Genomic DNA, 19,454 nt, shown 5'->3' with positions numbered 1-19,454 from the left:
CGGCGTTGGCCAGGCTGGCGCAGCACAAGGTGAGCAGGAGGGCGCCGGCCACGAAGGGCAGGGTGCGGCGCGGCGGGGGCGGGGCCAGCAGGGCCTGCACCCGCTGGGGTACCGCACCGCCGGTCGCGGCCAGGGCGGCGGGGCGGGACGCGCCGGCGGAGGCGAGGGCCGCACGCCCGACGGCGCGGGCGACGACGGTACGGCTGCCGATGCGGGCCGCGGCTTCCTCGTCGGCCCGTCGCTCCAGTACGAACCCGCCCGCCTCGGCCAGCGGTCGCAGCAGCGGGTTGACGGCTGCCGCAAGGAGCGGAGTTCCAGCGGCCCACAGCGCGGCCATGACGGCCGCTTCGAGCTCGCCGGCAGGCCGCCTCTCGTCCCTCGAGTCGGCCATGGGAACGTTCCTCCCTCCCCCGTCGTCTACAGTTGAGTAGACCGTCTACAGGATTGTAGTCACTTGTCGGGTGCCTCCGTTTCGGCGCATCCGGCGTCCGGACGAACGATGAAGGGGCCCTCGACGATGACCACAGCCATGCACCTGTCGTCGCAGCTCGCTGTCAATGTGCTGGACGCGCGCTCGCTGCTGTCCGCCTTCGGCGTGCTGGGCGTGGGTGTGGTGCTGTTCGCCGAGACCGGGCTGCTGATCGGCTTCTTCCTGCCGGGCGACTCGCTGCTGTTCACGGCCGGTCTGCTGTGCACCGGCAGTGCCGACCGCGGCCTGAAGCTGTCGCTCGGCCCGCTGCTGGTCGCCGCGGCGGTGGGGGCGCTCGCGGGCTCGCAGTGCGGATATCTCCTGGGTCGAAGAGCCGGTGGCGCCCTGCTCGCCCGTAGCCGCTCGGCCCGTCTGCACGAGGGGGCGCGACGGGCTGAGGAGCTGCTGGGGCGCTACGGGCATGCGAAGGCGATCGTGCTGGCCCGCTTCGTTCCCGTGGTGCGCACGGTCCTCAACCCAATGGCAGGTGCCCTGCAGGTGCCGGTGCGGACCTTCACCGTCTGGCAGGTGACCGGCGGGCTGCTGTGGAGCCTCGGTCTCACGCTGGCCGGCTACGCGCTGGGCTCCTCCGTACCGAATGTGGACCGGTATCTGCTGCCGATGGTCGCGGTGATCGTGGCCCTGTCGCTGGTTCCGCTCGCCTCCGAGGTATACCGCTCACGGCGGGCGGCGAAGGCGGAGGAGGCACAAGGATGATCCTCGCCCTGGACGGGTCGTCCCTCGACGGTTCGGCCTACGCCGACGTGGTGCACCTCGCCCGACGCGCTCCCACATGGCTGAACGACACCGTCCTGGCGTGGTCGACATACGGCCTCGCCCTGTTCGCACTGCTCATGGCCATCGGCTGGTGGCGCGCCCGGCGGGCAAGCGCCATCGCGTCGGTAACGGCGCTTTCGGTGCCGTTCGTCGTGGTCGTGGCCTACGTAGTGGATGCGGCGCTGAAGCTGCTGGTGGGCGAGGACCGGCCCTGTCAGAGCCTGCGGGTGACCACGTTGGAGGCGTGTCCGGCGCCCGGCGACTGGTCCTTCCCCAGCAACCATGCGGCCATCGCCGTCGCGGCGGCCGTCGCCCTGCTCTTCGTCTCCCGCCGGCTCGGCGTGGTCGCCTTGGTGGCCGCTGGTGCGATGGCGGCCTCGCGGGTCTGGATCGGTGCGCACTACCCCCACGACGTGCTGGCGGGGGTCGTGGTCGGCGCACTCACCGTGCTGCTCGTCATGCCTGTACTGCGCAGGTATGCGGGGGCCCTGGCCGGGTGGCTCACGGCCACCCGCCTGGGTCCATTGCTGGCGGCGTCATGAAGCGCGTCGACGCCGCCGAACTGGCCGTCAGCTGCGGCCTGGGCGCGTGGACCGGGTTCGGCCTGCTGACCATGGTCATGGTGGGCCGCGACGGCAGACCGCAGTTCTCGGACGGCGACCTCCTCACCTGGTCCGTCGGCCACCGCCCGGACGTGGCGGTGGCGTTCGCGCGCGGGCTGACCGCGACCGGGACGGGTGTCATTCCGTACGCACTGGCCGCGCTCGCCGGAATCATCGCGGGACGCACCCTGAGGCAACGCGCGATCGCCCTCGCGCTGTGTCTGGCCTGTCTCGGAGCGGGCCAGGGACTGCGGTACGGGGTGATGGAGCTCGTCGCCCGGCCGCGGCCACCCCAGGTGGACTGGCAAACGCATGCTTCGGGATGGGGGTTCCCCTCGGGGCACGCCACCACGGCGGCCCTCAGCGCAGGACTGCTGATCATTGCGGTCTGCGTGCGCGGACCGCGGGGCAGGACCCTGCTCGCCCTGGTCATCGGCGGCTGGGGCGCACTGGTCGGCCTGACCCGCGTCTACCTCGGCGTGCACTGGTTCACCGACGTCCTCGGCGGCTGGCTGTTCGCCCTCGGCTGGCTGGGCGTGTGCCTGGGCGCCGTGACCCGCTGGCTGCCCGAACGTTGGACGCCGAACACGACACAGACGGACACAGCACGAGCGACGAAAGGGCCGGCTCGCACAACAGGAGGCCGGACGGACACGACACACCAACCGAGGGAGGACCATGCGGCGGACGATCCTGGTCGTCGAGGACGATCACGCCCTGCGTGATGTGCTGCTGCGGGGACTGCGCGACGAGGACTTCGACACCGTCCCCGCGCCGGACGGCGCCACCGCCCTGCGGCTGGCCACCCCCGACATCTCCGCCGCCGTGCTCGACGTCGGGCTGCCCGACGCCGACGGACGGGACGTGTGCCAGGCGATGCGCGCGAACGGATTCCTCTCCCCCGTCGTCTTCCTGACCGCCCATCACCGGCTCACCGACCGGCTGTCCGGATTCTCGGCCGGAGGAGACGACTACCTGCCCAAGCCGTTCCATCTCGCCGAGCTCGCGGCCCGGCTGCGGGCAGCGCTCAAGCGGGCCGCACCGGCGCCCACCGCCGCGACAGGGGATCTGGTTCTGGACGCCATCCGGCACACGGTCACCGTCCACGGCACCCGGATCGATCTGACACCGACCGAATTCCGTCTCCTGGCCGCGCTCATGGCGGCCTCCGGCGCCATCGTGCGCCGCCGCGAACTGGTCCGGGCGGCCTGGCCCGAGGGAGCCCAGGTCCACGACAACACCCTCGACCAGTACCTGACCCGACTGCGCCGCAAGCTGCGCGAGGCGGGCAGCGACCGGACGATCGGCACCGCCCGCGGCATCGGCCACCGCCTGACATGAGCAAGGTCCACCTCCGACAGCGGTCGACCGTGACAGTCTTCCTCCGCTGTCTCGCGCCCCGCACGCTGCGCGGCCGTCTCTCCCTCGTCGCGCTCATCACGGCCACGCTGCTGATGCTGGTCCTCACCGTCGCCTTCAACGCCGTGGCCCAGCACCGCCTCCAGCACCAGGCCGACGACGAGCTGCGCACTCGCGCTGCCGCCGTCGCGACGACCGTCGACACCAGCGGCACGACCGTACGCGTCCTCGAGACCTCCCACGACGACCTCCTCGACGCCAACGTCTGGATCTACGCCGGCCGACGCCTGCTGGAAGCACCGCCCGCTGCCAGCCCTCTCACCCGCGTCGCCAACGCACTCGCCGAGCGGGGCGGAAGGCTGTGCGTCACCACCGACATCCACCGCCCCCTCCGCCTGTGCTCACACCCGATCCCCGGAGGACGGAGTGCGGCCACGGTGGTCACCGCGCTGGACCTCTCGCCCTACCGGAGTTCGGCCAACACCCTGCTCCTGGGATCGCTCGCCCTGGACGCCGTCATGCTCGCCTGTACCTACGCCCTCACCCGGCTGGCCGTCGGCCGCGCGCTGCGCCCCGTTCGCACGATGACCGACCAGGCCACCCAGTGGAGCGCCGTCGCCTCCGAAGAACGCTTCGGCAGCATGCGGCACCCGGCCGAACTGGCCCGCCTCGGTTCGTCGTTGGACGCCATACTGGACCGCATCCGCACACTTCTGCGCCACGAGCGGCAGCTCACCGGGGAACTCTCGCACGAGCTGCGCACGCCTCTGAGCCGGATCATCGCCGAACTCGACTGGTGGCAGACCCGTCCCCGCACAGCCGACCAGACCCGCGCCACCCACAAGGTCATCGCCGATGCCGCCGAGTCCATGCGCACCATCTGCGACACCCTCCTGGACGATGCCCGGGGCGGCACGCTCACCGCTCCGGGCACCGCCGAGGTCCTGCACACGCTGCATCGCCTCACCGAAACCCTGGACGTGCCAGGCCACTTGACGGTCTCCACCGACGGCGAACGTCTAGTGGCCGGAGCGCCACCCGCCCTCCTCGAACGCATCGTCAGCCCGCTCGTCGCCAACGCCTGCCGCTACGCCCGCTCCAGCGTCGCCGTCCACGCATACCGCGCACCCGACGGCGTACGGATCGACGTCATCGACGACGGGCCTGGCGTACCTCCCTCGTTCACCGGACAGCTCTTCGAGCCCGGGCGACGCGCGGATCCCCGCGACGGACACGGCGGAGCCGGCCTGGGGCTGCCGCTGGCGCGACGCCTCGCCCGCTCCGCCGGCGGCGAGGTGACACACGCCCCCGGACACACGCCCGGGGCACGGTTCGTGGTCAGCCTGCCTGCCGGATGACGGCCGCCCTGCGCAGGGCGGCGTATCAAACGGTGTCGTGCTGGATGTCCTTGCGAGAGGCGGCCAGATAGCCGACGAAGCCGAGGATGGCCACCGTCCAGGACAGCGTGACCGGCCCCAGCCCCAGGCCGAGCCCGCCCCGGTCGTGACCGACGGCCATCCAGTCGGCGACGGAGGCACCGAGCGGGCGGGTGATGACGTACGCCGCCCAGAACGCGGCCACCGCGTTCATGCTGCCCCAGCGGTGCGCGACGGCCGGAACGGCGATCGCGGCGCCGTACACCACGGCGGAGCCCAGGTAGCCGAGGCCGATCGTGGCAGTGAGGTCCCCCGCAGCGGTGCCCAGCGCGAACGTGGCCAAGACGGCGGCCCAGTAGAAGGTCTCCCGGCGCCGGGTGTGGATGCTGTGGATGGACAGGGTGCCCTCGCTGCGGTACCAGAGGACGAAGACGGCGGCCAGCGCCACCATGAAGAACGGCGTCGAGAGCAGGTACGGCACACCGAGGCCGACGTGCAGGACGTCGGCGGCCATCGTGCCGAACACGCTGACCATGACGATCGCCGTCCAGTAGATCCAGGCCACATACCGCCGGGCGGCGAACTGCACCGCCAGGGCGGCCACCAGGGCGATGCCGCCGAGGCCGACAGCGGGGATCGGGCCGAACTCATGGGCCAGGAAGTCGGAGGCCGTCTCGCCCATGCCGGTCGTCAGCACCTTGATGACCCAGAAGTAGACGGTCACCTCCGGCACCTTGCTCGCCGCGTGACGGATGTGGCCCGCGGGCCGGTTGTGAGTGAGGTGATCAGTCGACATGGCAGGCACGATGGCATGCTGCCGGGCCGTCGCCCCAGACCCCTTTGCCAGAGTTTTGGCGCTTCTGGTGCTCGAGTTGCCCGAGGCCCGTCCGAGCCTGAACACAACCTGAACACGTTGGCCGATGCGCTGGTCAACGATGTACGGCCGGTGTTACAGAGGTACGCAGCAACTCTGGCCGGGGCCAATGTCTTTGATCGCTACCGGCCTTCGCCGGCCAGCCCTGGGTGAGACACGCGGTCGACGGCAGCCAACTGCACGTGCCCGCATCAATGAGGTACCGGGGCAGCTCCGCCCACAGCGCAGCTACAACCTCAACGACCAGACACGCTTGGTGAAGATCAACGACGACCGCTGCGGCCGACCATCCGCCGCGGCTCTGTGTACCCCGCCTCGAAGAGCCGGGATACACAGTCGATCTCCGCTTCCCCGTGGACGCAGCGGGCTGTTGGGGAAAACCAGACCTGCTTGGTGAAGACCCGACCGGTCCTTCCGGGTGTGTTCACAGATGCGCCGGTTCCGGTACACAAGGCGCGACTCTGATGGGCCCGGCACCCGCAGCCCGCCCCGAACACCCGGGAGAAGACCAGATGTCCAGACGTTACGTCAGGCCCGCCACCGTCCTCGCCGCCACCGGAGTCCTGGCCGGGGTGACCGCCGCCCAGCCCTCCGCATTCGCCGCTTCCACCCACCGGGCCGCCACCAGGCATGTCCTGCTGGTCTCCGTCGACGGACTGCACCAGTCGGACCTGACCTGGTACATCACCAGGCACCCGAAGTCCGCGCTGGCCCGGCTGGTCGGCGGCGGAGTGGAGTACACCCACGCCAGGACCACCACACCGTCCGACTCCTTCCCCGGCATGGTCGCCCAGGCGACCGGCGGCAGCCCCGGCACCACCGGCATCTACTACGACGACACCTACAACGCCGCGCTCCTCCCGGCCGGAACCACCAGTTGCAAGGGCGTCAAGCCCGGCGTCGAGGTGGACCTCACCGAGGACCTGGACAAGAACCAGGCGTCCATCGACGCCGGTCAGGGCCTCGCGGGTCTGCCGGACAGCATCCTGTCGATGACCGGCCACCCGGCGAGCCTGATCAACGCATCGAAGCTGCCGGTCGACCCGAAGACCTGCAAGCCGGTCTACCCGCACTCGTACCTCAAGGTGAACACAATCTTCGAGGTGGCCCGCCAGGCGGGTCTGCGCACCGCCTGGTCGGACAAGCACGCCGCCTACGAGATCCTCAACGGCCCCTCGGGCACCGGCATCCAGGACCTGTTCACCCCCGAGATCAACAGCGACGCCCTCGGCTACGCCGCCGGTAACAACTGGACCACGGACAACAAGGCCACCGAGCAGTACGACGACTACAAGGTGCAGGCCGTCCTCAACGAGATCGACGGCTACGACCACAGCCGCACCCACAAGGTCGGCACCCCGGCCATCTTCGGCCTCAACTTCCAGTCCGTCTCCACCGCGCAGAAGCTGCCCGCTTCGGACGGCCTCACCGGCGGCTACACCGCCAAGAACGTCCCGGGCCCGCTTCTGGTGAAGAACCTGGACTTCGTCAACACGGAGATCGGCGCCCTGACCGCCGAAATCCGCAAGCGGCACCTTTCCGGCAGCACGACCATCATCCTCTCCGCCAAGCACGGCCAGTCGCCCACCGACCCCGCCGCGCTCACCCGCGTCGACGACGGCCCTCTGCTGGACGGCCTCAACGCCGCCTGGAAGAAGCTCCACCCCGGCGCCGCCGACCTGGTGACGCACGCGGTGGACGACGACGCCATGCTGCTCTGGCTCTCCGACCGCTCCACGGCCGCCACCGCCTTCGCCAAGAAGTACCTGCTCGCGCAGAGCGGCACCGGCACCGACATCAACGCCGCGCCCAAGGCCTACGCCCACGGCGGGCTCAGCAAGGTCTACGCCGGCAAGGCCGCGGCCGACTACTTCCACGTCAAGGCCGACGACGCCCGGGTCCCGGACCTCCTCGGTATCGCGCAGTACGGCGTCGTCTACACCGGCGGCACCAAGAAGATCGCCGAGCACGGTGGCGGCCACTCCGACGATCTCGACGTCCCCCTCGTCGTGTCCGGCGCCTCTGCCCCGGACGGCGTGCGCGCCTCCGCGAGCGTGCAGACCAAGCAGATCGCACCGACCATCCTGAGCCTGCTCGGTCTCGACCCCCGCTCCCTGCAGGCCGTCCGCGAGGAACACACCACCGCGCTGCCGGTCCACCGAGCTTCAGCCAACGTGACGTCGCAGGTCAAAGTGCTGGTGTGATGGTCTTCCTGGGTACTCACACTGGTTGTGGGCGGCAGTCTGTGGAGTAGATCGCCTGTCAACGGTTGGCTTCGAGGGTCGTCAGAACGAGTCGGGCGCATCGTCTGCACTCACCGGGCTCCGCCTGCTTTCCTCAGGCGGGGCCGCGTCTTGTTCCGGTTTATTAGTGGCTGGCCAGCCGCCGGCGGATGCCCTTCTCATCCCCGTCACACAGGACCTCATCGACGACCTGGCCCAGGCCTGCGCACAAGCCGACGCCCTGGCCAAGGCCGTCGCTGAAATCGAACGGACCGGCAGCGACTTCGTCACCAGGATGGAGCGCACGTGGTCGTAGGCCGGATCACTCCCCGCGCCAACGAGGAGCACCCGTCGAGCAGCATGAATGCCCGCTGCAGAGGGGTGGCGCAGCCTCAGGCTGTTCGCCGGGCGGGAGCTCCCGGTGCTGGAGGATCGAGCCGGGTGATGAGGGTACGGCCGATGCGCTGGAGTTCCTCGTCGTGGTCGATGCTCGCGAATCTGCCGCCGCGTCGGGGCAGGGCCAGTTGCTCGCGGAGCAGGGGCAGGGCCGGTGCCGCGAGGGGGCCCATGCGGTCCAGGCAGGCCACGACGTGGTTGGCCGTCGCGGAGTTCTTTGCCATGGCCTGCAGCAGGGTGTTCAGGACGGCAGGCGCCTCGGCCTCGCCGCCGATCTCCCACAGCGCGGCCGCGCAATGCACGCGAACCCATTCGTAGTCGTGCGTCAGGAGGTTTCGCAGGCGCGGCAGGGCGGCGGAGGCGGGCGCGCCTATTTCGCCGAGCAGATCAGCCGCGTCACCGATGCGGAAGGTGATGCGGTCGTCGAGGAGGCCGAGCAGGAGCGGCATGACCTCGGCCAGGTCACCGCCGACGGCCCATAGCGCGGCGACGGCGGCAGGGCGTACGTGCGCGTCGGTGGCGGTGGTCAGCGACCGGATCGTGTCCCGTGCGCCGGCTGCGGCCGTGCCGAACGCCCCCAGTGCCTTCAGGGCTGATCGCGTGACGTCATGCTGCTCGAGACGCATCGCGGCGCCGAGTGTGTCCGCAACCACAGGAACCGCGGCCGGGTCACCGAGCGCGGCCAGGGCGGACAGGATCGCGTTGGCGCTCATTTCGGTCCACTGCTGGCTGAGGCCGATCCGGCGCAGGTGGTCGCCAAGCCGGGGCACCAACTGGTCCGCCGCCTGCGGCAGTTGCCCTGCGACCTGGATCGCACGCCAGGCGTCAACGTCGCTATCCAGCGCCGCCAGCAGACTCGGCAGCGCGCGCGTGTCGCCGAGGCGCGCCAGGGCCCGCACGGCCTCCTGGTGACTTCTGCGCAGCAGCGCCTGCGGTGCGGCCCAGACGTGAGGTCCGTGCGTCGTGCGTTGGGCGTCGGTGTGCGCGGCGAGTGCCTCCCGGGCCGGGGCGGCGATCGGGTGGCAGGCCGCCAGGACGGTCGCAGCCTCGGCGGCGACCTCCTGGTCGGCCGCGGTGAGCTGGTCGGCGACCAGCAGGAGCAGCCGGGTGTGGTCTCCGCGCCAGGCCCGGATCAGCTCCCCGCTCATCCGGACCGCGTCCAGGCGCGAGCCGGGGTCGGGGCTGCTCAGCTGCTCGGCCAGCACCGCGGTGCGCTCGGGCACCCGGGCCCCCAGAACTTCGTGGAACGTACGCAGCAGGGCCGTGGTCGGTGCGTACACGCGCGTGCGCCGGTCGAGATCCTCGAAGGCGGCGACGATCTGGGGCGCAACGTTGCCCGCGGGCGTGGCCGGACGGCTTTGGGCCGGTGCGATCCGCCGCACGGGTATCGCACGGGCGCTCTCGCGCAACAGGCCGACGGCGGCCGGCACGACGCCCTCACCGATCTCATCCGGAGCGCAGCGGGCCCGCTGGACGACGGCCGCGAGCCGGGTCACCGGGCCCCAGGTCGGCTCGGCGGCGAGCCCGGACAGCCAGTCCATCACCTGGCGCGTGGCCGCCGGCAGGCGCAATGCCGGGGGTCTCTGGTTCGGCGGTATAGACGCCCAGGCGCTGGCCGGGGGTGCCTTCGAGGTGCATGCTCTGGCCGCTGAGGGTGAGGGTGCCGACCTGGGGGTGATGGAAGGTCTTCTCCGTCTTCTTGCGCCCGCCGACGTCGTAGCGCTCCCACAGCTTGGCGAAGTCGGGGCTCTTGAGCAGGAGTTCACCCACCAGGTTGGTGAGATCGGGGGCGTCAGGGGCGGTTCCGGCCACGGCGCGGAGCCGGGCGACACAGCCGCGGACCTGGTTGTCCCAGTCGGGGAAGAGAGTGCGCGCGGTGGGGTGGAGGAACAGGTAGCGGGCCAGGTTGCGCTGAGTGGCGGGCCAGTCGGCAAGGCCCGCATACAGGGCGAGGCCGCCGGGGTTCCAGGCGAGCAGGTCCATGCTGCGGCTGACGATGTAGGCCGGGCTCGGCCGCAGGGTCTCCAGGAACGCTTCAGGTGCGGGCGCAAGGTGCGGCTGGGCGGCGGCGCGGGTTCGGGAGCGTACCTGGCAGCCCGGGCGGCGAGCTCGCGCAGGTGCTGGTGCTCGGCGTCGTCGAGGTGCAGGGCGCGGGCGAGGGCGTCGAGCACGGAGGGGCTGGGACGGGTCTCCTTGCCGCGCTCCAGACGGACGTAGTAGTCGATGCTGATGCCGGCGAGCGTCGCCAGTTCCTCACGGCGCAGACCGGGGGTGCGGCGCAGGCCTGTACCCATGGGGAGGCCGACCTGGTCGGGGCTGGTCTGGGTGCGACGCGCGCGCAGGAACCGGCCCAGTTCCATGTCGGCGCTGCTGCCGGTGCTCTGCTCGGATGCCATGGCGCCAGTGTCACACCGCGCTGACCTGCACGGCAGGCATGTGGGGGGCCCTGTCACACCCCTGAACGTCACTGCCTGGCAGATCCCGGCCTGCCACCGGGGCCGGAAAAGCGCGAGGCTCGATTTCCGACAGCACAGCCAGCCTTCCCAGTGCAGGAGATCCTCCCTTGTCCACGTCCGCCTCGCCCGCATCGCTCCAAATCGGCGCGGCCGGTCCGCCGCCGCGGAGCACGCCCGGCTCACGTCCGGCGCTGGCCGCCGTACTGCTCGGCTTCTTCACGATCATGGTCGACGCGATGATCGTGAATGTGGCCCTGCCCTCGATCGGACGCGGTTTCGACAGCGGGATGACCGGGCTGCAGTGGGTGGTCGACGGCTACACCCTCGCCTTCGCCGCGTTCCTGCTGTCCGCGGGCGCGGTCAGCGACCGTATCGGGGCGCGCCAGGCGTTCGCTGTCGGCCTCGGCCTGTTCGTCCTGGCGTCGGCGGTGTGCGGGGCGGCACCGAATTTGGGCGTTCTGGTGGCGGCGCGGCTGATACAGGGAGCCGGGGCCGCGCTCGTCGTTCCGTCCTCCCTCTCCCTGCTGCGCGAGACCTTCCCCGACCCGGCGGCCCGCGCGAAAGCCATCGCCCTGTGGGGCGTCGGCGGCTCCGTCGGCGCCGCGGCCGGACCCGTGGCCGGCGGGCTCCTCACCCTCATCGACTGGCGGATGATCTTCTTCGTCAACCTGCCCGTCGGCGCGGTGGCCCTGCTGCTCCTCAAACGCGCCGCGCGCTCCCCGCGCCAGGACGTGCCCTTCGACTGGACCGGCCAGGTGGCCGCCGTCGCCGCCATGGGCGCGCTGACGTACGCGGTCATCGAGGCCGGTGCCGACGGGTTCGGCGCCGGGCAGGTCCTGGTCGCCTTCGCGGTCGCGGTCGTGTCGGCCGTCGTCTACCTGCTCGCCCAGGCCCGTGGCCGGCATCCGATGACGCCGTTGCCCCTGCTGCGCTCCCGCACGATGTCGCTCTCGGTCGCCATCGGGTTCGCCCTGAACGTCGGCTTCTACGGCATGATCTTCCTGCTGGGTCTGTACCTCCAGCAGGTGCACGGGCTGAGCGCGCTCGCCACCGGCGTGGCCTTCCTGCCCATGACCGTGCTCACCTCCTTCATGGGCCCCGTCGCCGCCCGCCTGGCTTCCCGGCTCGGTGCGCGGATGCCGGTGATCACCGGGCAGGGCCTGATAGCCGCGGGCCTGCTGGCGATGGCGGCCCTCCCTGCCACCGCCCCCGTATGGCTGACGGTGGTACTCATGGTGCCCGTCGGCGCCGGCGGTGCGATGGCCGTGACCGCGCTGGTGTCACTGCTGCTGGAGCAGGTGCCCGCCGAACGCGCCGGTGTCGCCAGTGGTGTGCTGAACGCCGCCCGCCAGCTCGGCGGTGCCCTGGCCGTCGCGGTCTTCGGCGCGCTGGTCGCCGACCGGACCGCATTCGTGTCCGGCCTGCACACCGGTCTCCTGATCGCCGCGGCAACTGTGGCGGCGAGCGTCGTGGCCACCGTGCTACTGCGCACTCACGTTCCTGATCGGATTCCGGCCACCGTCCCGGGCGCGGGCCCGCGCGAGCGCTGACCGGTCAACTGCCCCACCCCGCCCCGCACAGAAAGAACATCCCCATGCAGAACGTCACCCTCAACAACGGCATCGAGATGCCGATCCTCGGCTTCGGCGTCTTCCAGATCCCGGCGGAGGAGACCGAGCAGGCCGTCAACGACGCCCTGGCCGCCGGCTACCGGCTGCTCGACACCGCCGCCTCGTACGGCAACGAGGAGGCCGTCGGCCGCGCGATCAAGGCCAGCGGCATCCCGCGCGCGGAGCTGTTCGTCACCACCAAGCTGTACGTCCAGGACGCTCCCGCTGAGGAGAACACCAAGCGCGCCTTCGAGACCTCGCTGAACAAGCTCGGCCTGGACTACCTCGATCTGTACCTGATGCACCAGCCCTACGGGGACGTGTACGGCCAGTGGCGCGCCATGGAAGCCCTCTACCGCGAGGGGCGCTCCAAGGCGATCGGCGTCGCCAACTTCTACCCCGACCGCCTCCTCGACCTCATCATCAACAACGAGGTCACGCCCGCGGTCAACCAGATCGAGACCCACCCGTTCTTCCAGCGCACCGACTACCAGGAGCTGATGCGCGAGCAGGGCGTCCAGATCCAGTCGTGGGGCGGGTTCGCCGAGGGCAAGAACGACCTCTTCACCAATCCGGTCCTGAGCGGGATCGGTGAAAAGCACGGCAAGTCGGTGGCGCAGGTCGTGCTCCGCTGGCTGATCCAGCGCGGCGTCGTCGCGATCCCCAAGTCGGTACGCCCCGAGCGCATGGCGGAGAACCTGGACGTCTTCGACTTCGAGCTCACCGACGACCAGATGGCGGCCATCGCGACCCTGGAGACCGGGTCGACGCTGTTCTTCGACCACCACGACCCGGCCATGGTCAACTGGCTCAGCGCGCGGCGCCTGGACGGCTGACTTCGCCTTCTCCGGTGGGTGCCCGTCGCTGTACGCGACCCCAGGCACCCGCCCGAGAGGACCCTTCCGCGCCGTTCTCACGGCAGCCCCCACCTCACGGACCAAGGCCTCACCATGTCCCGGAACCAGAACATCACCGACGTACTCATGGTCGGCGCGACCGGCAGCATCGGACAGCTCGCCGTGCGCGCGGCGGAGCGACACGGCCTGCGCCCCCGGGCACTCGTGCGCGACCTGCGACGAGCCGAACGCCTGCTCCCCGGCGTCGAACTGGTACAGGGCGACCTCGAGGACCCCGCCTCCCTGCACCACGCGGTCAGCGGAGCCGACGCGATCGTCCTCACCCACGGATCCGGTGGCGACTCCCGCCCGGACGCCCGTGCGCACGTCGACTACGGCGGCGTACGCAACATCCTGGAAGCCCTCGACGGCGCCCAGCCGCGCGTGGCACTCATGACCTCCGTCTACGCCACGCGCAGCGACATCCCCGGCGCCACCCCGTGGAAGCGGCGCTCCGAACGTCTCCTGCGAGCCAGCGGCCTGCCCTACACGATCGTCCGCCCCGGCTGGTTCGACCACACCGGCCCCACACAGCGGCGGCTCGTCCTGGAACAGGGCGGTACGGCCGACGGCGGCATCGCCCGCGACCAGATCGCCGAGACGCTCGTACGCAGCCTGCTGACCGGCACCGCGCTGGGCAAGACGTTCGAGCTCATCGCCACCGAGGGCGAGGAACCGTCCGACTGGACCGGGCTCTTCGGTGCCCTCAAGAGCGACGAATCCGGCTCTGTGGACGGCGTGTTGGACCCGGCCGACCTCCCTGTCGAAGCCGAGCCGCAGGCGGGGCGCGCGGATCTCGACGCTGTCCGTTCCCGGAACGGAGGCAGCGAATGACGGCGGGTGATTTCGGCGGCGGGAAGGCCAAACCCGCCGTGCCGGGGCGCCGAGCGCTCCTTCGCGGCGTACTTCTGGGAGGAGCCACCGTCATGACCGGTGTCCAGATCGCCGGCTGCTCCCCGTCGCAGTCGAGCGACGCGGCGTCGGAGTCCAGTGAACGCCCCGCCTCGGCCAGTGGGTCCGGGAAGCGGATCCTGCTGGCCTACTTCTCCCGGCCGGGCGAGAACTACTACTACGGCAAGCGCACGAATCTCAGGACCGGGAACACCGAGGTCCTCACCCGGATGATCAGCGGGCACATCGAGTGCGACGTGCACAGCATCGAAGCCGTCGACCCCTACTCCGACGACTACGACGCGACAGCCGCCCGCAACGTCCGCGAACAGGACGCCGACGCACGGCCGGCGATCGCCAACCCCCCGTCCTCGATCGAGCGTTACGACGTGGTGCTGCTGGCCAGCCCCATCTGGAACGTCCGAGCACCCATGATCATGTCGACCTTCGCCGACAGGTACGACTTCCGCGGCAAGACGGTCCATCCGGTCACGACGTATGCGATGAGCGGACTGGGTACCACCGAGCGCGACTACGCGGGCGCCTGCCCGGGCGCGACCATCGGTGAAGGGCTCGCGGTGCGCGGCGAGGAAGTCCGGAAAGCCGATGCCCAAGTCCGGTCGTGGCTGCGGCGCATCGGCGTTCTCCAGGACTGACCCCGTTTCCCGAACGGGACAGTGTGACAGTCCTGCGCCCTGTGCGACAGGAGGGAGAGGGGCCCTGTCACACCCTGGCTGGTCATTACCTGGCACAACCCGCCCTGCCACACGGCCGGTTGGCCGACCAGGCTTGGGGCGGAACCCGAAATGCCGTGAGGGCAGCGGTGAACCTCCGTCGTGGGCTCACGCCGATCAGCAAGTCCCCCACCTTCCCTGAGTCGAGAGAGTGAGCATGTCTACCGAAACTTCCGAGTCAGCCGCGTCTCCCCCGGCCCAGCCCCCGTCCGCACCGTCGCGCCGTACCTTCATCGCGACGACATCCGTGGCCGGCGGTGTCATCGCGGCGGGCGGTCTGGCCGCCGGTTCGTCGCTGCTCGGCACCGAGGAGGCCGCTGCCACCGAGGCGGCGCCCAGCAGCCGCGTCAGTCTGACCGTCAACGGCCGGCGGCACACCGTCATGGTCGACAACCGGACCTCGCTGCTGGACCTGCTGCGCGAGCACCTCGGCCTGACGGGCTCGAAGAAGGGCTGCAACGCCGGGGCTTGCGGGGCCTGCACGGTCCTGGTCGACGGACACCGGGTCAACTCCTGCCTCACCCTGGCGGTTCGCCTGGACGGCGCCGAGGTCACCACCGTCGAGGGCCTGGCCAAAGGTGACCAACTGCATCCGCTGCAGCAGGCGTTCATCGATCAGGACGCGTTCCAGTGCGGCTACTGCACGCCGGGCCAGATCGTGTCGGGCGTCGGCTGTATTCAGGAGGGCCACACCGGCTCGCCGGAGGAGATCAGGGAGTGGATGAGCGGCACCATCTGCCGCTGCGGGTGTTACGTGAAGATCGTGCGCGCGGTCGAGCAGGCCACGGGCCGGAAGTGAGTGGCCATGTATCCCTTCTCCCTCACCACCGTGACCGACACCCGGGAAGCTCTCAACGCCGGTCGCCGCGGCGGGCGTTACATCGCCGGCGGCACCACGCTGGTCGATCTGATGCGGGAGACCGTCGAACGCCCCGAGACTCTCGTCGACATCAGCGGCCTGCCCTTGCGGGAGGTCACGGTTACCGAGCACGGGGGCCTGCGAATCGGGCGCGCTGGTGACCATGAGCGAGGCCGCCGCCCACCCCAAGGTGCGGACCACCTACCCGGTCGTCTCGCAGGCTCTGGAGCTGAGCGCCTCGGCCCAGCTGCGGAACATGGCGACCATCGGCGGCGACATCATGCAGCGCACCCGCTGCACGTACTTCCGCGATGTGACGGCCGACTGCAACAAGCGTGAACCCGGCTCGGGTTGCGCCGCGCTGGAGGGCGTCAACCGCAGCCATGCGATTCTGGGCACCTCCGACTCCTGTGTGGCCACGCACCCCTCCGACGTCGCCGTGGCGTTCGCGGCACTGGAGGCGCGCGTGCATCTGCTCGGTCCGGACGGCAAGCGCACCATCCCCTTCGCCGACTTTCTCCTCAAGCCGGGCAACACCCCGAACCGTGAACAAGCTCTGCGGAAGGGTGAGTTGATCACCGCTGTCGAGATCCCGGCCCTCCCGCGGCCGCTCAAGTCGGGCTATCTGAAGGTGCGTGACCGGCAGTCGTACGAGTTCGCCCTCACCTCGGCCGCCGTCGCGCTGCACATCCGCGGCGGCGTGATCCGGGAGGCGAAGGTCGCCGCCGGCGGCGTCGGCACCGTTCCCTGGAAGCTGCCCGCCGTCGAAGAAGCCCTCGTCGGCGAACGCCCCTCGGACCGGCTCTGGGCCGAGGCCTCCGCCCACGCGGCGGACGGCGCCCGCCCGCTTCAGCACAACCGCTTCAAGGTCGAGCTACTGAAACGCACCGTCGAACGCCAGCTGCGCATCGTAGGAGGTACGAAGTGAGCCCCCAGCCACAGGCGGCCGTGGGCGCGCCGCTGTCCCGGGTGGACGGGCGTCTGAAGGTGACCGGGCAGGCGAAGTACGCCGCCGATCACGAGCCGTCGAGGTCCCGGGGCGTCGTGCACGCCGTCGTGGTCGACAGCAGCGTCGGCCGGGGCCGTATCACCGGCTTCGACACCCGTGCCGCCGAGGCCCAGCCCGGCGTTCTGAAGGTGCTCCACCACCGCAACGCCCCCAAGCTGCCCTACGGGCCCAACCCCGGCTCCCTGAATCTTCCGGGTGACCGACTGCGCGTCTTCCAGGACGACAAGGTCCGCTTCCACGGCCAGCCGGTCGCCGTCGTCGTCGCCACCACCCTGGAGGCCGCCCAACACGCGGCGAGCCTGGTGAAGATCGACTACGCTGCCGAACGGCCCGCCACCGACCTGACGGACGCCCCGGCGGCGGGCGACCCCGTGACCTACGCGCGCGGCGACGCGGAGGCGGCCCTGCGCAACGCCCCCGTCCGGCTCGAGATGACGTACCGCCCCGCCCGAAACCACCACAACGCGATGGAGCTCCACGCCACCGTCGCCCAATGGGACGGCGAAAAGCTCACCCTCTGGGACAAGACCCAGTGGGTGCAGAGCCCACGCGCCGAACTCGCCGCCAACTTCGGCATCCCGGCGGAGAACATCCGAGTCATCTCACCCTTCGTCGGCGGCGCGTTCGGCAACGCCGCGCGGGCCTGGCCGCACATCACCATCGCGGCCCTCGCCGCCCGCGAGACGGGCCGCCCGGTCAAGCTCGTCCTGACCCGCAGGCAGCTCTACTTCGGGGTCGGCTACCGGCCGTCGTACGAGTACAAGGTGCGCCTCGGCAGCGACCGGCGCGGGCGGCTGACCGCCATGACTCACGACCTGCGCGCCGAGACGTCGAGCTACGAGACGTTCGCGGAGCGCGGTGTCCTCTCCCCGGGGCAGATGCTCTACACCACCTCCAACGTCTCGCAGACGCTCCGGTCGGTGCCTCTGGACGTGAACACCCCGACCCCGATGCGCGGACCGGGCTATTCCAGCGCAGCCTTCCCCATCGAGAGCGCGATGGACGAACTCGCCCACGAGCTGGGCATCGACCCGGTCGAGCTGCGGCGGCGCAACGAACCCGAGAGCGACCAGTCCAGCGGGCGGCCGTTCTCCACACGGCGGCTGCGCGAGTGCTACACCGTCGGTGCCCGCGAGTTCGGCTGGGACCGGCGCAACCCGAAGCCCCGCTCGACCCGCGACGGGGACTGGCTGGTCGGCACCGGCATGGCCACCGCGGTCTACGACACTCTGCGGGCCCCGGGTCAGGCCTCGGTGCGGCTGGACGCCGACGGCACGGCCCTGGTCGAGTCCTCGACCAGCGACATGGGCCCCGGCACCTACACCTCCATGACGCAGGTCGCCGCCGACGCCCTGGGCCTCGCGGTTCGCAACGTCAGCTTCCGGCTCGGCGACACGAACATGCCAACGGCCCCGCTGCACGGCGGCTCGCTGACCATGGCCAGTGTCGGCTCCACCGTCCAGGACGGCTGCGACAAGCTGCGACAGCAGGCGATCGAACTCGCCGTAGGGGACGAGCACTCGCCGCTGTACGGCGTCGACGCCGACGACATCGTCGTTCGGGGCGGTCGGCTGCATGTCACGGACAACCCCGCGCGCGGGGAGACGTACCGGCAGCTCCTGACCCGCAACAAGCGGGATCACCTGGAGGCGACGGGCTCCTGGGCCCCAAGCCAGTCCCGGTCCTCGATGTATGCCTATGGTGCGGTGTTCGCCGAGGTCGGGGTGGACGCCCGCCTGGGCTTGGTCCGGGTGCGGCGGATGCTCGGTGTCTTCGACGCGGGCCGCATCATCAGCCCCAAGCTGGCGGACAGCCAGGCCATCGGCGCCATGGTCGGTGGTATCGGCATGGCCCTGCTGGAGCAGACGGTGACCGACCACCGCGACGGCCGGATCGTCAACGCCAACCTCGCCGACTACCTGGTTCCGGTCAACGCCGACGTCCCCGAGCTGAAGGCGATCTACGTCGACGGCCGGGACGACGAGGCCGACCCCCTCGGCGTCAAGGGCCTCGGCGAGGTCGTCCTGGTCGGCGTGGCACCTGCCCTCGCCAACGCCGTCTTCCACGCGACGGGCCGACGTGTGCGCGACCTGCCCATCACCGCCGAGTCCCTGCTCTGAGCCGAGCCCTGGGCAGCGGTGCACGCCACACCGCTGCCCAGGCTGTCCCTTCTGGAGATCCCGCCCATGCTGAACATCGCGGACACGCTGCACACTTGGTGCCGCGCGGGCCGCCCCTTCGCCCTCGCCACCGTCGTCCAGGTCAGCGGCAGCGCACCGTTGCCCGTCGGCACCGCCCTCGCCGTGGACGCCGACGGCAACGTGGTCGGCAGTGTGTCCGGAGGATGCGTGGAGGGCGCCGTCCCGTTGTAATGGAGGCTGCCGTCGATCTTGACGGCGCTCATGGCGAGGCCGTGCATGGCCCATATGCCGCTGCCGAACGATACGGAGCCCAGGGCCAACCATCTGGCTCTGTGGTGCGGGCGGCGCAGCGACCGCGTCGTGCACCGCAACCCGAGTGCCGCCCCGAGGGTCGCCATCAAGTAGGCGGCGATGGGGGTCACGGCGCCGTAGTCGAGGTTGGAGACGGTGGCGGTCATACAGGCGTCCTTCCTGTGGGACGGCGGGCTGCACCACAGGCACGGTGTGCCGACGCGGTGATACGGCACAGGCACCCGCCTGGCCGCGGACGGACTGCGGCAAAGGCGGAGCGGAGCGGTCGGCTGCGTCCCGCTGGGGTCGGGGACAGGGGGTGCAGGCGGTACGGCGAGTGCGGGGTGCATCCGTTCCCGCCCGTGCCGCACGTGTGTTGGCTCGGCCCAGGAATCAGCCGGTGAGTTCAGGACGCCTCGGGGTCCGAGCAGTTGGAGGGCTGGTGACCACGGGGCCGGGCTCGCCCGCTACTCCGCCAAGTGGCCCGCCCCG

General features: G+C 70.8%; 15 protein-coding genes and 4 pseudogenes. 15 read left to right on the top strand and 4 right to left on the bottom strand.

The window, feature by feature from the left end:
• Positions 1-517 precede the first annotated feature (517 nt).
• Genes ACFY1L_RS50225 through ACFY1L_RS50205 form a run of 5 tightly spaced genes read left to right on the top strand, consistent with a single transcriptional unit; the run spans position 518 to position 4,565 of the window.
• On the top strand, positions 518-1,186 hold the full coding sequence (locus ACFY1L_RS50225) for a DedA family protein (RefSeq protein ID WP_388841720.1): 669 nt from the start codon (positions 518-520) through the stop codon (positions 1,184-1,186).
• Positions 1,183-1,788: a phosphatase PAP2 family protein gene (locus tag ACFY1L_RS50220; protein WP_388841717.1), complete on the top strand. Its 606-nt coding sequence runs from the start codon at positions 1,183-1,185 to the stop codon at positions 1,786-1,788. The genes ACFY1L_RS50225 and ACFY1L_RS50220 overlap by 4 nt, the downstream gene beginning before the upstream one ends.
• On the top strand, positions 1,785-2,573 hold the full coding sequence (locus ACFY1L_RS50215) for a phosphatase PAP2 family protein (RefSeq protein WP_388841714.1): 789 nt from the start codon (positions 1,785-1,787) through the stop codon (positions 2,571-2,573). The genes ACFY1L_RS50220 and ACFY1L_RS50215 overlap by 4 nt, the downstream gene beginning before the upstream one ends.
• Positions 2,527-3,189: a response regulator transcription factor gene (locus ACFY1L_RS50210; protein ID WP_388841711.1), complete on the top strand. Its 663-nt coding sequence runs from the start codon at positions 2,527-2,529 to the stop codon at positions 3,187-3,189. The genes ACFY1L_RS50215 and ACFY1L_RS50210 overlap by 47 nt, the downstream gene beginning before the upstream one ends.
• A complete protein-coding gene (locus ACFY1L_RS50205) occupies positions 3,186-4,565 on the top strand; it encodes a sensor histidine kinase (RefSeq protein ID WP_388841708.1) in 1,380 nt (459 codons plus the stop codon). Before ACFY1L_RS50210 ends, ACFY1L_RS50205 begins: the two co-directional genes overlap by 4 nt.
• Positions 4,566-4,590: 25 nt before the next feature.
• Here the strand turns inward: ACFY1L_RS50205 and ACFY1L_RS50200 are convergent, their stop codons facing one another.
• Positions 4,591-5,379: a hypothetical protein gene (locus ACFY1L_RS50200; protein WP_388841705.1), complete on the bottom strand. Its 789-nt coding sequence runs from the start codon at positions 5,377-5,379 to the stop codon at positions 4,591-4,593.
• 590 nt (positions 5,380-5,969) lie between these two features.
• Between ACFY1L_RS50200 and ACFY1L_RS50195 the strand changes: the two genes are divergently transcribed.
• Both ACFY1L_RS50195 and ACFY1L_RS50190 read left to right on the top strand, forming a co-directional pair.
• Positions 5,970-7,661: an alkaline phosphatase family protein gene (locus ACFY1L_RS50195; protein WP_388841702.1), complete on the top strand. Its 1,692-nt coding sequence runs from the start codon at positions 5,970-5,972 to the stop codon at positions 7,659-7,661.
• Between the two features lie 166 nt (positions 7,662-7,827).
• The gene (locus tag ACFY1L_RS50190; RefSeq protein ID WP_388841699.1) at positions 7,828-7,995 is read left to right on the top strand and encodes a hypothetical protein; all 168 of its coding nucleotides are present in this window, start codon (positions 7,828-7,830) and stop codon (positions 7,993-7,995) included.
• A gap of 76 nt (positions 7,996-8,071) precedes the next feature.
• Here ACFY1L_RS50190 and ACFY1L_RS50185 read toward each other — a convergent pair whose 3' ends face one another.
• On the bottom strand, positions 8,072-9,616 hold the full coding sequence (locus ACFY1L_RS50185) for a HEAT repeat domain-containing protein (protein ID WP_388841697.1): 1,545 nt from the start codon (positions 9,614-9,616) through the stop codon (positions 8,072-8,074).
• Positions 9,522-10,471: pseudogene (locus tag ACFY1L_RS50180) on the bottom strand (helix-turn-helix transcriptional regulator). The gene ACFY1L_RS50185 and the pseudogene ACFY1L_RS50180 overlap by 95 nt, the downstream one beginning before the upstream one ends.
• A 167-nt stretch (positions 10,472-10,638) precedes the next feature.
• Between ACFY1L_RS50180 and ACFY1L_RS50175 the strand changes: the two are divergent.
• From ACFY1L_RS50175 to ACFY1L_RS50140, 8 genes and pseudogenes are all read left to right on the top strand, one after another.
• Complete coding sequence (locus ACFY1L_RS50175; RefSeq protein WP_388841694.1) at positions 10,639-12,081, top strand: MFS transporter; 1,443 nt, start codon at positions 10,639-10,641, stop codon at positions 12,079-12,081.
• A 44-nt stretch (positions 12,082-12,125) separates the two neighbouring features.
• Positions 12,126-12,977, top strand: a complete 852-nt coding sequence (locus tag ACFY1L_RS50170) for an aldo/keto reductase (RefSeq protein WP_388841691.1) — start codon at positions 12,126-12,128, stop codon at positions 12,975-12,977.
• A 114-nt stretch (positions 12,978-13,091) separates the two neighbouring features.
• Positions 13,092-13,871 carry an SDR family oxidoreductase gene (locus tag ACFY1L_RS50165; RefSeq protein ID WP_388841688.1) on the top strand — a complete coding sequence of 260 codons (780 nt, stop codon included), beginning with the start codon at positions 13,092-13,094 and terminating at the stop codon, positions 13,869-13,871.
• A gap of 92 nt (positions 13,872-13,963) precedes the next feature.
• Positions 13,964-14,584 carry a flavodoxin gene (locus tag ACFY1L_RS50160; protein ID WP_388841685.1) on the top strand — a complete coding sequence of 207 codons (621 nt, stop codon included), beginning with the start codon at positions 13,964-13,966 and terminating at the stop codon, positions 14,582-14,584.
• A gap of 235 nt (positions 14,585-14,819) precedes the next feature.
• Positions 14,820-15,461: a (2Fe-2S)-binding protein gene (locus ACFY1L_RS50155; RefSeq protein WP_388841682.1), complete on the top strand. Its 642-nt coding sequence runs from the start codon at positions 14,820-14,822 to the stop codon at positions 15,459-15,461.
• 6 nt (positions 15,462-15,467) lie between these two features.
• Positions 15,468-16,449 (top strand): annotated as a pseudogene (locus tag ACFY1L_RS50150) (FAD binding domain-containing protein).
• A complete protein-coding gene (locus tag ACFY1L_RS50145) occupies positions 16,446-18,650 on the top strand; it encodes a xanthine dehydrogenase family protein molybdopterin-binding subunit (protein ID WP_388841679.1) in 2,205 nt (734 codons plus the stop codon). Before ACFY1L_RS50150 ends, ACFY1L_RS50145 begins: the two are co-directional and overlap by 4 nt.
• A gap of 66 nt (positions 18,651-18,716) precedes the next feature.
• Positions 18,717-18,893 (top strand): annotated as a pseudogene (locus ACFY1L_RS50140) (XdhC family protein); the annotation flags it as partial.
• Positions 18,894-18,910: 17 nt separating this feature from the next.
• On the opposite strand, the pseudogene ACFY1L_RS50135 reads toward ACFY1L_RS50140, so the two are convergent.
• Positions 18,911-19,129 (bottom strand): annotated as a pseudogene (locus ACFY1L_RS50135) (hypothetical protein); the annotation flags it as partial.
• Positions 19,130-19,454: the final 325 nt, after the last annotated feature.

This window comes from Streptomyces sp. NPDC001663, from assembly GCF_042893105.1.
Classification (GTDB): Bacteria; Actinomycetota; Actinomycetes; order Streptomycetales; family Streptomycetaceae; genus Streptomyces.
Note: the sequence above shows the minus strand (reverse complement) of the source record. Positions and strands in the feature narration are given on the sequence as shown.

Coding starts and splice junctions, on each gene's coding strand:
- ACFY1L_RS50220 (WP_388841717.1), top strand. CDS start 1,183: ATGATCCTCGCCCTGGACGGGTCGTCCCTCGACGGTTCGGCCTACGCC.
- ACFY1L_RS50160 (WP_388841685.1), top strand. CDS start 13,964: ATGACCGGTGTCCAGATCGCCGGCTGCTCCCCGTCGCAGTCGAGCGAC.
- ACFY1L_RS50225 (WP_388841720.1), top strand. CDS start 518: ATGACCACAGCCATGCACCTGTCGTCGCAGCTCGCTGTCAATGTGCTG.
- ACFY1L_RS50170 (WP_388841691.1), top strand. CDS start 12,126: ATGCAGAACGTCACCCTCAACAACGGCATCGAGATGCCGATCCTCGGC.
- ACFY1L_RS50195 (WP_388841702.1), top strand. CDS start 5,970: ATGTCCAGACGTTACGTCAGGCCCGCCACCGTCCTCGCCGCCACCGGA.
- ACFY1L_RS50210 (WP_388841711.1), top strand. CDS start 2,527: ATGCGGCGGACGATCCTGGTCGTCGAGGACGATCACGCCCTGCGTGAT.
- ACFY1L_RS50185 (WP_388841697.1), bottom strand. CDS start 9,616: ATGGACTGGCTGTCCGGGCTCGCCGCCGAGCCGACCTGGGGCCCGGTG.
- ACFY1L_RS50200 (WP_388841705.1), bottom strand. CDS start 5,379: ATGTCGACTGATCACCTCACTCACAACCGGCCCGCGGGCCACATCCGT.
- ACFY1L_RS50205 (WP_388841708.1), top strand. CDS start 3,186: ATGAGCAAGGTCCACCTCCGACAGCGGTCGACCGTGACAGTCTTCCTC.
- ACFY1L_RS50215 (WP_388841714.1), top strand. CDS start 1,785: ATGAAGCGCGTCGACGCCGCCGAACTGGCCGTCAGCTGCGGCCTGGGC.
- ACFY1L_RS50155 (WP_388841682.1), top strand. CDS start 14,820: ATGTCTACCGAAACTTCCGAGTCAGCCGCGTCTCCCCCGGCCCAGCCC.
- ACFY1L_RS50165 (WP_388841688.1), top strand. CDS start 13,092: ATGTCCCGGAACCAGAACATCACCGACGTACTCATGGTCGGCGCGACC.